This is a genomic window from Qipengyuania intermedia, assembly GCF_019711615.1.
Taxonomy (GTDB): domain Bacteria; phylum Pseudomonadota; class Alphaproteobacteria; order Sphingomonadales; family Sphingomonadaceae; genus Qipengyuania; species Qipengyuania intermedia.
In genome coordinates, this window is sequence record NZ_JAIGNS010000003.1 from 1 (window position 1) to 14,389 (window position 14,389).

At 60.0% G+C, this 14,389-nt stretch carries 13 protein-coding genes and 1 tRNA gene; 9 read left to right on the plus strand and 5 right to left on the minus strand.

Translation table 11 applies throughout. The features are described 5' to 3' along the window. Both K3179_RS11835 and K3179_RS11840 read right to left on the minus strand, forming a co-directional pair. A partial coding sequence (locus K3179_RS11835; RefSeq protein WP_221565650.1) for a DUF7507 domain-containing protein occupies window positions 1–2,367 on the minus strand: 2,367 nt, incomplete at its 3' end. Between the two features lie 364 nt (window positions 2,368–2,731). Further along, window positions 2,732–2,821: transfer RNA gene (locus K3179_RS11840), tRNA-Ser, on the minus strand. Window positions 2,822–2,941: 120 nt separating this feature from the next. Here K3179_RS11840 and K3179_RS11845 point away from each other — a divergent pair. From K3179_RS11845 to mazG, 9 genes are all read left to right on the plus strand, one after another. After that, the gene (locus K3179_RS11845) at window positions 2,942–3,961 is read left to right on the plus strand and encodes a lytic murein transglycosylase (RefSeq protein WP_221565652.1); all 1,020 of its coding nucleotides are present in this window, start codon (window positions 2,942–2,944) and stop codon (window positions 3,959–3,961) included. A gap of 147 nt (window positions 3,962–4,108) precedes the next feature. Continuing rightward, window positions 4,109–5,251, plus strand: a complete 1,143-nt coding sequence (locus K3179_RS11850; protein WP_247713039.1) for a D-alanyl-D-alanine carboxypeptidase family protein — start codon at window positions 4,109–4,111, stop codon at window positions 5,249–5,251. Beyond that, entirely contained in the window at window positions 5,248–5,889 is a 642-nt protein-coding gene (gene tmk, locus K3179_RS11855; protein WP_221566266.1) for a dTMP kinase, read from the plus strand. The genes K3179_RS11850 and tmk overlap by 4 nt, the downstream gene beginning before the upstream one ends. Continuing rightward, window positions 5,886–6,836 (plus strand): DNA polymerase III subunit delta', encoded by a 951-nt coding sequence (locus tag K3179_RS11860; protein WP_221565656.1) that lies wholly within the window; start codon window positions 5,886–5,888, stop codon window positions 6,834–6,836. The genes tmk and K3179_RS11860 overlap by 4 nt, the downstream gene beginning before the upstream one ends. Then, a complete protein-coding gene (metG, locus tag K3179_RS11865; RefSeq protein ID WP_221565658.1) occupies window positions 6,829–8,391 on the plus strand; it encodes a methionine--tRNA ligase in 1,563 nt (520 codons plus the stop codon). The genes K3179_RS11860 and metG overlap by 8 nt, the downstream gene beginning before the upstream one ends. Further along, window positions 8,391–9,167: a TatD family hydrolase gene (locus tag K3179_RS11870; protein WP_221565660.1), complete on the plus strand. Its 777-nt coding sequence runs from the start codon at window positions 8,391–8,393 to the stop codon at window positions 9,165–9,167. The genes metG and K3179_RS11870 overlap by 1 nt, the downstream gene beginning before the upstream one ends. Beyond that, window positions 9,164–9,931, plus strand: a complete 768-nt coding sequence (locus K3179_RS11875) for an MBL fold metallo-hydrolase (protein WP_221565662.1) — start codon at window positions 9,164–9,166, stop codon at window positions 9,929–9,931. The genes K3179_RS11870 and K3179_RS11875 overlap by 4 nt, the downstream gene beginning before the upstream one ends. Further along, a complete protein-coding gene (locus K3179_RS11880) occupies window positions 9,928–10,104 on the plus strand; it encodes a hypothetical protein (protein WP_221565664.1) in 177 nt (58 codons plus the stop codon). The genes K3179_RS11875 and K3179_RS11880 overlap by 4 nt, the downstream gene beginning before the upstream one ends. A 120-nt stretch (window positions 10,105–10,224) precedes the next feature. Next, on the plus strand, window positions 10,225–10,980 hold the full coding sequence (gene mazG / locus K3179_RS11885) for a nucleoside triphosphate pyrophosphohydrolase (protein WP_221565666.1): 756 nt from the start codon (window positions 10,225–10,227) through the stop codon (window positions 10,978–10,980). Here mazG and hflX read toward each other — a convergent pair whose 3' ends face one another. The 3 genes from hflX to ntrX all read right to left on the minus strand — a co-directional run bounded on the left by hflX (window position 10,981) and on the right by ntrX (window position 14,389). Next, window positions 10,981–12,282, minus strand: coding sequence for a GTPase HflX (hflX, locus tag K3179_RS11890; RefSeq protein ID WP_221565668.1), 1,302 nt, complete (start codon window positions 12,280–12,282; stop codon window positions 10,981–10,983). 17 nt (window positions 12,283–12,299) lie between these two features. Beyond that, the gene (gene hfq / locus K3179_RS11895; RefSeq protein WP_221565670.1) at window positions 12,300–12,836 is read right to left on the minus strand and encodes an RNA chaperone Hfq; all 537 of its coding nucleotides are present in this window, start codon (window positions 12,834–12,836) and stop codon (window positions 12,300–12,302) included. Between the two features lie 170 nt (window positions 12,837–13,006). Further along, entirely contained in the window at window positions 13,007–14,389 is a 1,383-nt protein-coding gene (gene ntrX, locus K3179_RS11900; RefSeq protein ID WP_221565672.1) for a nitrogen assimilation response regulator NtrX, read from the minus strand.

Consider the following 14,389-nt stretch of genomic DNA (forward strand, 5'->3'; position numbering starts at 1 on the left):
ATAGGTGTAGGTGATCGTATCGCCCGCATCGGTGCAGTCCGGATCGTCGGAGACGCCTTCCTTCACGATGTTGATGGCGGGCTCGTCGCACAGGGCGATGCTTTCCTCGTCCTGCGCTTCCAGCGCTGCCGTGCCGGTGGCGAGCGAGTTGCCGTTGGCGGTCACGACATTGTCGATCGTGCCGTCGTCGCCGCCCCATTCGTCCACGTCGGCCTGGGTCACGACATAGCTGTCGGTGTAGATCCAGGTCTCGTCGACATCGAGGTTGCCGTCGTTATCGGTATCGCCGCTCTGGAGCGTGAGCGTGCCGAGCTGGTCGTCGACCACGACCACGCCGGTCAGCGCGACATTGCCGGTGTTGGTCACCGTATAGGTGTAGGTGATCGTATCGCCCGCATCGGTGCAGTCCGGATCGTCGGAGACGCCTTCCTTCACGATGTTGATGGAAGGTGCATCCACAATCGGAACGGTGGCATCGTCCTGATCGGGCAGGGTCTCGTTGGTGTCACCGGTCGCGACGTTGTCGATCGCGCCATCACCTCCCCCGCTATTGTCGATATCGGCCTGCGTCACCGTGTAGCTTGCAGTGTACTCCCAGACCTCGTCTACATCGAGGTATCCGTCAGCATCGGTATCCCCGATGTTGAAGCCGGAGCCATCTTCGACTGGGGTGGCGTTGACGCTAGCGTATGCCTCCACTTTGTCGGTCATCGTGACGCCGGAGAGCGCGAAATTCCCGGTGTTCGAAATGGTGATGTTGTAGTTGATGACGTCGCCGGCGCTATCCACTTGGTCCGAGCCGTTGAAATCGTCATCGTCCTCGATGGAATCGACGGACTTGAGAACCTCGATACCCGGGATCTGAAGAAGCGGGGCGTCCTCGTCGTCGTTGGCGGATACTTCCCCACCTGCTGATTGCGCCGTTACGGTTGCGGTGTTGTCGATGTCGCCATCGGGCCCATCCGAGCTGTCGTTTCCATTCGAGTCCAGCTCATCCTGCGTGACGGTGTGCGTTGCGGTAAATGCCCACTTTTCCCCTAAATCGAGGACATTGTCGTTATTCCCGATTATATCGTCGAGCCGCACGAGCGAGCCACCGTCGATATTGGGATCTGTCAGGTCGACATCCGTGAGGGCGAGGTCGCCATTGTTCGTTACGGTGAACAAGTAGACGATCTGGTCGCCGGGGCTGTCGGCACCTGCGAGCCCGTTAAGTCCGCTGCCCCCGATGATTTCGGGTACCTCCTTCACGAGGTGAATGCTCGGCATCAGCTGATAGTTGCCGATGGGATCGACGATGATGTTCGATCCGGTTTCCGCATTGCCAGGCACAGTGACGGTTTCGTTGTCACCGGTCGTCTGGATCCAGTCAGGCCTCCCGCTCAGATCCTCGTCGATCGTGTAGGTCGCACCGCTCTGGACACCGTAGAAGAAGTAATTTCCGTTCGCGTCGGTGACGGTCGATCTTTCATCACCGTCAAGTACGCCGTTCCCGTTGGAGTCGATGAAGATGGTCCAGCCTTCGAGGCCGACTTCGTCATCGGCGTTCCCGAGAATGCCGTCCGCACCAGCCTCCTGACGGATGCCATCCTGGTTCAAATCGTTGAACTTCATGCCCTGGAGAGTGACGGCATCGACGGTACGCCATTCCTCAAAGGTCGAACTGGTGCGGTAGCCTTCCCCGGCATAGCCGAATTCGGTGTAAAGATAGAGGTAGGTATCCGCCGGCCCGTCACCTTGGGCCTCGATAGCGTCGACCGGTACCAGGATGGAAAGATCGGACCGCCCGCTTCCCGACGAATAGGCATCCGTGAAGAGGATCGAGATATCGTTCTCGGTCGCCGCATTTCCGGGATCGGCATTATCGATATCGAATGCGAGATGCTGCGCTTCGAGGTCGGTGAGGGTAGAGATCGTGTTATCAAGCGAAGTGTAGAGCTTGAAACTGTCGAGCGAAATCTGTTGCTCGGTCGGATTTGCGTTGTTTTCGTTTACGTCGAGCAGGAACTGGTAATAATCGACCCCGTCCACGGTCACGATACCGACTTCGCTCAGCTTGATTGTCTTCGTGAAGTTGGACGAAGTCTTGATGTGAGGGTTGGAGGGATCGGGGGTGTCGGTGTTGAAACCGAACTCGGTGCCGTTGTTTTGGACACCGAGAAAATCGTTGAAGTTACCCGTGCCGGAATTGACCGAGCCTGTAGCGACCAATGCTCCATTGACTTCGGCCGTCGAACCGTCGGTTCGCAAGTCGACGTCATCTTTGCCATCGCCGCTCGCGTCTATGAGAGCAGGAATTCCCAGCGTGGAATCGTCATCGTCGCGATCAATGATGGTGTCGCCGTCTTCGTCTACGCGGATAGGCATGTCTCTTCCCCTAATGCTGAAAGTTGCAATTAGGCGGCCCCAGGCGGCGTTGCGTCAGCCGCTCTGATTATGGTGCACGTCGTGCGAGACAGACGGGAAGAAGGCGGAATAGATGCCTTCGACGCATCCGGACGTTCATCCGAAGTCTGCATCGCAGGCGGCCCATGAGTTTTGTTCAATCCCTAATCGTGCACGGTCGAAAACGACTCGATTGCCAAAAGGGTTAACGGAAAGTTAACTCTTTGCCGCGTGGAGTCAACTTGCTTGCAAACCAAAGGCGATCTTGGCGGAATTCTACAGAAAAATCGGTCGCGGTCAGCGCAACAATCTCACGCGGGAAGGTTTTGGAGCTCTCAGGTGGTATTGGCGGACAGGGTGGGATTCGAACCCACGAAGGGCTTGCACCCTTGCCGGTTTTCAAGACCGGTGCATTCAACCGCTCTGCCACCTGTCCGCCGCGGCAACCCCGCTAGCGCCGCGCAGTGTCTTTGTCATCCCGGAACTGACAATGGTTTTGCATAGTAGGGTTACGGATGACATCTCCCGTTCACAGTCCTACTGCAAAGTTATGCCCATGACACGACGCCCCATTTTCTCGTTTTTGTTCGCCACCTTACTTGCGTCTGCGGCATCGCCCGTTGCGGCCCAGGACATGTCTTTCGACGCCTATCTCCAGTTGCTGATCGCACAGGCGAGGGCGGAGGGCGTCAGCGAGGCGACGCTGCAGCGAATGACTGCGGGGCTCGAACCCAACACACGCGTGATCCAGCTCGATCAATCCCAGCCCGGCTCGCCGACGCGCTCGGGCTATCCGCCCTTGGCACCGTATATCGCGACCCACGTCGACGAAGCGCGGATTTCCGGGGGGCGGCGCAATTACGCCAACGCCCGTTCCGAGCTTACTGCCCTGGAGCAGAGGTTCGGCGTTCCCGGGGAAATCCTCGTCGCGATCTGGGGTCACGAGACGGCCTATGGCGCGGTGAAGGGCGGCTTCGACCTTTCGCAGGCATTGGCGACATTAGCCTGGGAGGGTCGCAGGCGCGATCTCTTCGCGGGAGAGTGGGTGGCGCTGATGAAAGTCGCGGACAAGGGCTATTCCCGCAGCGAGCTCAAGGGCAGCTGGGCGGGCGCATTCGGCAATCCGCAGTTTCTACCAAGCGTCTACCTTCGACTTGCCACGGACGGGAACGGTGACGGACGAGCCGACATCATGAACAGCCGCGCCGACGCACTGGCGTCGATCGGCAATTACTTCCGGGATGCAGGCTGGAGGACTGGTCAGCCGTGGGGTGTTCGCGCCTATGTACCATCGGGTTTCGATGTCGACCGGTATCGCACGAAGCTGGATGCGCCCGTATGCTCACGCGTCCATGAACGCCACAGCCAGTACAAAACCGTCGAAGAGTGGAGAGAGCTAGGCGTCCAGCCCCAGCGCCCGCTTGCTCCGGGGACCATGGTGTCGCTGTTCCAGCCTGACGGACCAGGCACCCCCGCTTGGTTGCTCACATCAAACTATCGCGTGATCCTCGAATACAACTGTTCCAATTACTATGCGATGAGCGTCGGCCTGCTCGCAGACGAGATTGCGCGGTAAGGGAACAGACGCGCCGATAAGTCCGGTGGAAAGGTGAGGGCGCAACTCGCCAATCCGTACCGGCCCGGCTATACCCGTGACCAAATTCGAACAGTCACTGGGAACACCGGATATCCGGTGTGGAAACGTTTGCCGATATCTACCCGCTTGATCGCTCTTGCGACCGCCAGCATTCTTGCCGTCCAACCGCTTTCGGCCCAGCAAGACAGCGCCCGTCCTCCGGCGAGCGAAGAGGCGCCGATCGCATATCTATTGGACCTCACCAGCGGGCAGGTCCTGCTGGCGCGGGAAGCCGACAGAAGGTTCATGCCGGCGTCGATAACGAAGGTCATGACGACCTTCCTCGCTTTCGAATGGATCGAGGAAGGTCGATTGGTGCCCCGCCAGGTGTTCACAGTCGATCCGCAAGTCTGGGACGAGTGGAATAATGTCGGCTCCACCATGTTCCTGCCGAACAGGGCGCGCGTTACGGTGGACGATCTCATCCATGGCGTGACCACGGTTTCTGCCAACGACGGCGCAGCAATGCTGGCACATGGTGCGGCGGGTTCGATCGATGCCTGGGTCGCCGAGATGAACGAGAAGGCGCGTGAAACCGGAATGCGGGATAGTCACTTCGGAACCCCGAATGGCTGGATGGACAACGGCAAGACTTTCACCACCGCGCGCGATCTGGGCCTGCTCGCGGCATCGATGATCCGCAAGCACCCTTCGAAATATCGGCATTACGTCGGGCGGACCGAGTTCACATACAACGGCATCACGCAGCCCAACCACGATCCGATCTCGGGACGTGTCCCCGGCGCGGACGGTATCAAGACAGGTTTCACGAACCAGGCTGGCTATGGATTTCTTGGTTCGGCCGAGCGGAACGGGCGTCGGCTAGTCATGGTCGTGGCTGCCAGTCCGCGCTCCTCCGTACGCGACAGGGCCGCGCGCGAACTTCTCGAATGGGGCTTTGGCGAGTTCGAGCAAAAGCAGCTTCTCGGCAGGGGAGCCATACTCGGTGAAGCGCAGGTGCAGGGTGGCGACGCCGGAACGGTCGACCTCGTCGCTCCCGGCGGGGTGTATATCAGCCTTCCGGAGGGCTCCGACCCCGAGGTCCGCCTGTCCATCAGCTATCGCGGCCCACTGCGCGCGCCGATTTCGGAGAACGAACAGGTTGCCGAACTGCTGGTCGAGGCAGAGGGCATGCCCGAATATCGCGTCCCGCTACACGCGGCAGCGCCGGTCGGTGAGGCAGGCTTTCTTGACCGGATGTCGAATGGCATCCGCGGATGGCTGCGATAATGCGGGGCCGGTTCATCTCGTTCGAGGGCGGCGAGGGCATGGGCAAATCCACCCAGGCACGGTTGCTGGCCAAGCATCTCGAAGAACACGGCATCAATGCGGTCCTCACGCGCGAACCTGGCGGGACGCCAGGAGCGGAGGCCATTCGTGAACTACTCCTCCATCCCCCGGGCGAAGGCTGGGAGGCGGAAGCCGAAGCCCTGTTGTTCGCAGCTGCTCGCTCGGATCATGTCGCGCGCCTCATCGAACCGGCTGTGCAGAAGGGATCCTGGGTCATCTGCGATCGCTATCTGGATTCAAGCCGTGCTTACCAAGGCGAGGCTGGGAAACTTGGCGACGCTGCTGTGCGCCAGCTTCACGCAATCGGTAGCCACGGTCTCCTGCCGGACGCGACGATCGTTCTGCGGGCTTCCTCGGATCAGGTCGCGCAGCGTCTACGCGAGCGCGATGGCGATGAGACGGATGCTATCGGCGGACGTGATGACAGCTACCATCTGGCCGTGAACGCCGCCTTCGAAGCCTTCGCTGCCGAAGAACCTGGGCGGTTCCACATTGTCGATGGCGAAGGAACGGTTGGCGAGGTGCATCAGCGCGTGCTTCAAGCCATCTTGCCCATACTGCCGGAGCAGGTCGGTTGAGCCTCGTCGGTCACGATGATGCCTGGGCCGAATGGCGCACGGCCCTGGGCGGCGCGCGAATGCATCATGCCTGGCTGCTCGCGGGGAAGAAGGGGTTGGGCAAGGCCGCTTTCGCACAGGCCGCTGCGAGGGAATTGGTGGGCTCCGATGCAGGACACGGCGAACATCCGGATATTCTCACGCTCACTTACGGTCCCAAGAACAAGGAAGAAGCCAAGAAGCGTGACGACGGCAAGCCCTATGAGCTGGCCCGCGGTATCAAGGTTGAGCAGGTTCGCGAAATCCAGCGGCGCCTGACGACCCGGCCAACCATGGGGACGCGAAGGGCCGTTATCATCGATCCTGCCGACGATATGGAAACTGGCGCTTCGAATGCTCTCCTAAAGAATCTCGAAGAGCCGCCTGCCGGCACGTTTTTCCTGCTCGTCGCGCATAGCCCGGCCAGGCTGTTGCCGACAATCCGTTCCCGCTGCCGGACCGTCCGCTTCCCCACGCTGTCCAGACAGCAGATGGATGAATTGCTGCGGGACCTCGCCCCCGAAGCAGACATCGCGACGAGGGATGCCGCCATCGATGCCGCGGCAGGTTCTCCCGGCGCCGCGCTTTCCTTTGTCGAGCGCGACCTGGGATCGGCTGCTCGGCTGATGCGCACGATCATCGAGAAGGGCGATAGGGATTTCGCGCTTCGCGGCGAGCTCGCCGGCGTGATCGGCGCCAAGCAGGATATTCCGCGGCTGCAGGCCATCCTCGACCTTGCGCGGGCCATCCTTGCGGAACGCGTCGCGGAAGCGGGGCCCGATCCTCGTAGGCTGGTTGAGACCCACAGCGAGCTAGTGCGCCTGACGAGCGAACAACCGACGTACAATTTCGACCCAGGATTGCTGGCGATGGAAATCGGCACCTTGCTCGCTGCAGCAGGGGCGGCTAGCGAGCGCCGCAATGGCTGATCCTTTCTACATAACCACCGCGATCCACTATCCCAATGGCAAGCCGCATATCGGCCATGCCTATGAGACGATCGCCGCAGATGTGATCGCGCGTTTCCAGCGCCTGATGGGGCGCGACGTCCGGTTCCAGACCGGGACTGACGAGCACGGTCTCAAAATGGCCCAGAAGGCACGCGATCTGGGCAAGACCCCGCGCGAGCTGGCCGATGAAATGTCGGGTGCGTTCAGGGACTTGTTCGATCGTCTTGATATCACCTACGACCGCTTTATCCGGACCACGGACGAAGACCACCACAAGGCCAGCCGCGCCATATGGCAGGCGATGGAGGCGAAGGGCGACCTCTATCTTGATCGTTACGAGGGCTGGTATTCCGTCCGTGACGAAGCCTATTACGACGAAAAGGAACTCGTCGAAGGGGAGGGGGGCGAAAGGCTGTCTCCCCAAGGCACGCCGGTAGAATGGACGGAAGAAGAAACGTGGTTTTTCCGCCTGTCAAAGTATGCCGAGCCACTACTCAAATTGTTGAAGACCCCGGGTTTCCTCGAGCCGGCAAGCCGGCGCAACGAGATGATCGCTTTCGTCGAGGGTGGACTAAAAGACCTTTCGGTAAGCCGCACCAGTTTCGATTGGGGCGTCAAGGTTCCGGGCCACGACAACCACGTAATGTACGTGTGGGTTGACGCGCTTACCAATTACATCACGGGTGTGGGATATCCCGACGGGGGTGAAGCCTGGGACAAATACTGGCCTGCAAGCTTGCACCTCATCGGCAAGGACATCGTGCGGTTCCACACGATCTACTGGCCAGCCTTCCTGATGAGCGCCGATCTTCCTGTGCCGCAGCGTGTTTTCGGCCATGGTTTCCTGCTCAATCGCGGGGTTAAGGAATCGAAGTCGGCGGGCAATGTCACGGATCCGAACGAGCTCGTCGATCTGTTCGGAGTCGACTCCTTGCGCTACTTCCTCATGGCGGAAGTGGTCTTTGGTAAGGATGGCAGCTACTCTGCCGAAGCGCTTGTAAATAAAGTGAATGCAGAGCTGGCGAACAGCTTCGGAAACCTCGCTCAACGTACGCTGTCGATGATTCATAAGAATATGGATGGGAAACTTGCGCAGTTCCAACCGAACGGCGATGACAAGACGCTGCTGGACATCGTCCAGAACGCGTGTCGCGAAGTTCTACCTCGCGAATTCGAGGCCCTGAATTTCAGCGTAGGCATCGAGGCTTGGCTGAAAGCCGTCTTTGCGTGCAACGCTTATGTGGACGAGCAAGCGCCCTGGGCGCTCAAGAAAACCGATCCAGACCGGATGCAGGCGGTCCTGCAGACACTGTTCATCGCCATTCGCGATCTCGCAATTGCCATCCAGCCCGTGGTCCCGACAAAGGCTGCTCTCGTCCTCGACCAGCTTGGAGTCTCGACCGAAAGGCGGACCTATGCCGATCTCGCGGATGAGGGCTGGTTCCCGGCTCTCGTTGCCGCGGGTCACACGATCGAGAAGCCTGTTCCTGCTTTCCCGCGCCTTGAATTGCCTGAAGCAGAAGTTGCTGCCTGATGCTCGTCGATAGCCATTGCCATCTCGAGTACGAGGGTCTCGTCGAAAATCAATCCGACGTTCTCGACCGGGCACGAAGCGCGGGGGTGGGGGCCTTTCTCAACATCTCCACAAAGCGTGAGGAATGGGATCAGGTCGTCGCTACCGCTGCTGCGCAAGACGACGTATGGGCCAGCGTTGGCATTCATCCGCATAATGCCGATGACCATCCCGATCTGACGCGCGAGGAATTGCTCGAAGCGGCAAGCCATCCGCGGGTTATCGGCCTGGGCGAAACCGGGCTCGACTACTATTACGATCATTCGGATCGCGAAGAGCAGCAGCGCCTGTTTCGCATCCATATCGACGTCGCGAGAGAGACTGGCCTTCCGGTCATCATCCATACGCGCGACGCGGAAGAAGATACGCTCGCGATACTTGCTGACGAGATGGAGAAGGGGGCATTTCCGGCTCTCATTCATTGCTTCACCGCATCAGCTGAATTTGGCGAGGCGGTCCTGAAGCTGGGCCTGTCGATTTCGCTTTCCGGCATTGTGACGTTCAAGAATGCCAAGGATTTGCAGGCGGTTGCAAAGACCGTTCCTGCCGACCGGCTCCTGGTCGAAACGGACAGCCCGTTCCTCGCGCCCGTGCCGCATCGCGGAAAACCGTGCGAGCCCGGTTTCGTACGGGATACCGCGAGTTTCATTGCCGAAATGCGCGGCGAAAGCGTCGATGAGCTTGGCAGCTATACCACCGCGAATTTCTACCGGTTGTTTTCCAAGGCTGTGGCATGAAACTGCTGATGCTTGGCTCCGGTACGTCGACCGGCGTGCCTCGCATCGGGAATGACTGGGGCGAATGCGACCCTGGAAACCCGCGGAACAGGCGCTCGCGCGTTTCGATCATTGTCGAGAACAACGCGAGCAAACGGGTGCTTATCGACACCTCGACCGACTTGCGCGCCCAGCTTCTTGCCAATGACATAGCCAAGGTAGACGCGGTCTTCTGGACGCATGACCATGCGGATCACTGTCATGGGATCGATGATCTCAGGGTGATGCGGTACGATCGCACGAACCCTCTTCCGGGCTACGCAAGCAAAGTAACCTGCGAACGATTGCGGAAACGGTTCGATTACGTGTTCGAGGGCCAGTTCGGCTATCCAACCCTGATGGACTTGCAGGAGGTCGGACAGGTTCGCTTGGTCGCAGGGTTCGACTATAACTATGTCGAGATGCCTCACGGTCCGGTCACAAGTACAGGCTTTCGGTTTGAGGCAGATGGGAAATCAATAGGTTACGCGACAGACTTTAGCGAAATAACGAAGGAGATGGTGTCTTGCTTCAAAGGCACGGATCTCCTGGTTGTCGATTGCCTTCGTCGCCGGCCGCATCCCACGCACGCGCATCTCGAAATGGCGATCGATTTTGCGCGCCGTTGCAAGGTGAAGCGCGCCGTCTTGACACATCTCGACAAGAGCATGGACTATGCGACGCTTGAGGCCGAGGTGCCGAAAGGCTTCATTGTCGGTTACGACGGATTGGAGATCACACTATGAGCGGCGGTGGTTGGGTCTGGGCTGCATTGATGGGTGCTTTGGCGATTGCTTACCTCACCGGAATGCGCCGCGATGGCTTGACTGGCGGCAAGATGCTCAGGATTGCTGCGATTTGGGTTGCCATTATCCTCGGTGCTTACATTCTGGTCCGGTGGTTGACGGGGATGGAATGAGGGCGTCCGCGCGCGAATAGCCTTATCTTCCATTTAACATAATATATATTATCGCACTAGCATGCAGATAGATCGACGCCTCGCTGTAATGTAGACCATAATCCCACTCCGGTAGACCTTATGCCCCAGAATATAGAGCGCCTCCTGAAGATCATGAAACGTCTGCGTGATCCGGAGCGCGGGTGCGAATGGGATACGGCCCAAAGCTTCGAAACCATCGCTCCGTACACGATTGAAGAAGCTTACGAGGTTGCCGATGCGATCGAACGCGAAGACTATGCCGACCTGAAAGGCGAACTCGGCGACCTGCTTTTCCAAGTGGTCTTCCATTCTCAAATGGCGTCGGAAGCCGGACATTTCGATTTTGGCGACGTCGTGGAAACCATCTCGGAAAAGATGGAACGCCGACATCCGCATATCTTCGGTGATGAAGGCGGCGTCATGGAAGAAGCGCGGTGGGAAGATCTCAAGGCAGCGGAACGAAGCGCGGCCGGATCGCAAAGTGCCATGGACGGCGTTGCAAAAGCCCTTCCGGCCCTGATGCGATCGCAAAAGCTTCAGAAACGGGCCGCTCGGCACGGTTTCGACTGGCCTGATACTGAAGGTCCACGCGCGAAGGTTCTTGAGGAAATACAGGAACTTGATGAGGCAACTGAGAGCGAGCGCGAAGAAGAGGCGGGCGATTTCCTTTTCGCAGCGGTAAACCTCGTCCGGGCTTACGGCATGGATGCGGAACAGGCGCTTCGTGCCGCCAACGCCAAATTCGAAAGGCGTTTTCGGGCCATGGAAAATCTCGCTGGCGGAGATTTCGAAACGCGCTCTCTCGAAGCTCAAGAGGAACTGTGGCAGGCGGTCAAGCGCGCCGAGAAGTCCTGATCAAAGGCTCTCGAACTGGCCCAGTTCTTTTGGGTTGAGCCGTACCGTGAACCGCCGCATGGGGCCTTGAGCCCCCTCCTCCAGCGCTTCTTCTTCCAGAATGTCTCCGTGTGCATGGAGCCATGCGATCCGGCGTCCGTCACTAGCGGGTAGTTCGAATTGGCGCACCGTCGCTTGCGCAGTCAGGATTTCACCGACACGATCGAGAAACTCAGGCACCCCTTCCCCGGTCAGCGCCGACAGGGCGACGATATCGTCGGAAGTCTCGACCACTCCGCCGAGTTCCTCGGCTCTTTCATCGTCGAGCAAATCCCACTTGTTCCACACTTCCAGGATCGGAATCGCGTCGGTGCCTTCTTCAGAGTTCACCACGCCGAGATCGCGCAACACATTGAGAACCTGTGTTTTTTGCGCATCCGCCGAAGGGCTCGACATGTCGCGCACGTGGCAGATCAGGTCGGCTGCGGTCACCTCCTCCAGTGTCGCCCGGAATGCCGCCACGAGCTGCGTCGGAAGGTCGGAAATAAAGCCGACCGTATCGGAAAGGATCGCCTTTTCGACGCCGGGGAGCGCGATCGCACGCATCGTCGGGTCGAGTGTTGCGAACAGAAGGTCCTCGGCCATGACTTCGGCGCCGGTGAGGCGGTTGAAAAGGGTCGATTTGCCGGCATTGGTGTAGCCAACCAGAGCGACGACAGGCCAGGGTGCACGTTCGCGCCGTTCGCGGTGCAGTCCGCGCGTCTTGCGGACCTGTTCCAGCTCCTTGCGCAAACGTCCCATGCGTTGGCGGATCATCCGCCTGTCGGCTTCGATCTGCGTTTCGCCCGGGCCGCCGAGGAAGCCGAAGCCGCCTCGCTGGCGTTCGAGGTGGGTCCAGCTACGCACAAGCCGGCTCTGCTGGTAGTCCAGATGGGCAAGCTCGACCTGCAAGCGCCCTTCGGCCGTAGCTGCGCGTTCTCCGAAAATCTCGAGGATCAGACCCGTGCGGTCGATGACCTTGCGCGCCAGCTTGTCTTCGAGATTGCGCTGCTGGATGGGGCTCAGTGCGCCGTCGACGACGACCAGTTCCGCTTCGTTCTGCTCGCAAGCGATGCGGATGTTCTCAACCTGACCCGAGCCGAACAGAAGGTTCGGTTTCACATCGCGGACCGGCAGCACGAAGCTGTCCGCTACGACTATGCCGATCGCAAGGGCGAGCCCCTCCGCCTCTTCGAGACGGCTTTCCGCATCGAGATCGTAGGCCATGCCCCTGATGTCCGGGCACACGACGAGGGCCCGCGCACCGCGCGAGACTTCGCCCATCAGATCGTCATCGAAGCTCAGTGTTCGTCCTCGTCCCAGTCCTCGGACAGATCGACCGGGGTTGCGGGTTGGATAGTGGAAACAGCGTGCTTGTATGCAAGCTGCACGTAGCCATCGCGTTCCAGCATCATGCAAAAAAGGTCATAAGCGGCGATCTTGCCCTGGAGCATGACGCCGTTCACCAGGAACATGGTGACCTGAGCCTCGGCTTCGCTGACGCGGCTGAGGAACACATCCTGCAGCAGCCGCTGCTTTGCGCCGGATCCCTGGCTGGCGAATTGATCGGTATCGACCGGTTGCCCCGGCATGATCGTGCTGACTGCGTGCTTGTAGACCAGCTGCGATTGCCCGTCGCGGCGCAGCAGGATGGAGAAATTGTCGAACCATGTGACGATCCCCTGCAGCTTGACGCCCTTGACCAAGAACACCGTCACCGGCGCCTTGTTCTTGCGCAGCAGGTTGAGAAATGCGTCCTGCAAGCTCGGGGCCTTGCCCTTGCTCTGGGGTTCCTGGGCTGCGCGTGGTCGCGCAGATAGGGTGCGTTCGCCGGCCATAATCATCGCTCCTTCTTTTTGGCGCCCGCCTCGGCAGACGCAATCTGGACGCTCTTGCGGCGTCCGGGGTCCGGGCAGCAAAACCCGCAACCAGGGGCAATGTGACGTTTCCGCGCTTTTTGGGCAACAGGATTATTCTATTGTCGCAATTGCGCAGGTTCTGGCGCAGCCTATTTGCGCTCGTTATTGCGGCGCTCGGCCATTCCCAACAACTTGAGTTTTCGGTGCAAAGCCGATCGTTCCATCCCGATGAAACTGGCGGTTTTGGAGATGTTGCCGGAGAACCTGCGGATCTGGATCGCAAGATATTCGCGCTCGAAACTCTCGCGCGCTTCCCGCAAGGGAGCGCCCATCAGCTGGGCCATTCCGCCACTGTCTCCCAGCTTCCCGCCCGTGACTTCTTCGGAAAGCATGTCCGCTTCCACGGTGTCGAGGTTTTCGCGCGGGGTGAGGATGATAGTCCGCTCGACGACATTGCGCAGCTGGCGAACGTTTCCGGGCCAGTCGTAGGCCTGGAGTGCGGCCATCGCCTCTTCGCTGATCTCGGGCGGGCGGATGCCCTGCTCGATTGCATAGCGGGCGAAGAAATGTTCGGCCAGCGCAGGGATATCGTCGCGCCGTTCCGAAAGCGAGGGCACTTCTACCGGCACGACATTCAGTCGGTAGAAAAGGTCCTCGCGAAAGCGCTTCTCTTCCATTTCCGCCTCGAGATCGCGCGCGGTGGACGAGACTACCCTGACATCGACGCCGATCTGGCGCGTGCCCCCGACACGTACGAAGCTCTGGTCGGTAAGCACACGCAGGATGCGCGCCTGCGTCGACAGCGGCATGTCCGCCACTTCGTCGAGGTAGAGCGTGCCGCCATCGGCAGTTTCGAGCAGGCCGGGCCGGACGAGCTTGCCCTCGGCTTCCTCGCCGAACAGCTCTTCCTCGAACCGTTCGGGCGTGATGCGCGCCGAATTGACGACCACGAAAGGCTTGTCTGCGCGCGTGGACCAGCTGTGTAGCAGACGCGCGGCGACTTCCTTGCCCGACCCTGCCGGGCCGCTGATCAGGACGCGGCTGCCGGTGCTGGCGACGCGCTTGAGCGTGGCGCGAACGGCGTTGATTGCGGCAGAATTGCCGGTGAACTCACCCCCCTCGCCCATGCCTTCGCGCAGCCGCGTGTTTTCGCGGCGCAGGCGCTCGGTCTCGGTCGCACGCTCGACCAGGAGGAGCAGGCGTTCGGCTTCGAACGGCTTCTCGATGAAGTCCATCGCGCCGCGACTGACGGCAGAGACGGCGGTATCGATATTGCCGTGGCCGGAGAAGATGATGACCGGCAGCTCGGGCTCGCGCGCCTTGATCGCGTCGAGCACTTCGAGCCCGTCCATCTGGCTGCCGTGGAGCCACACGTCGAGCAGGACGAGGCTGGGGCGTTTCTCGTCGACCGCATCGAGCGCGGAGGTGCTGTCAGCGGCGGTCCGGCATTCATAGCCCTCGTCGCTCAGGACGCCTGCCACCAGCTCCCGAATGTCGCGTTCGTCATCGACGATGAGAATGTCGAGTGCCAT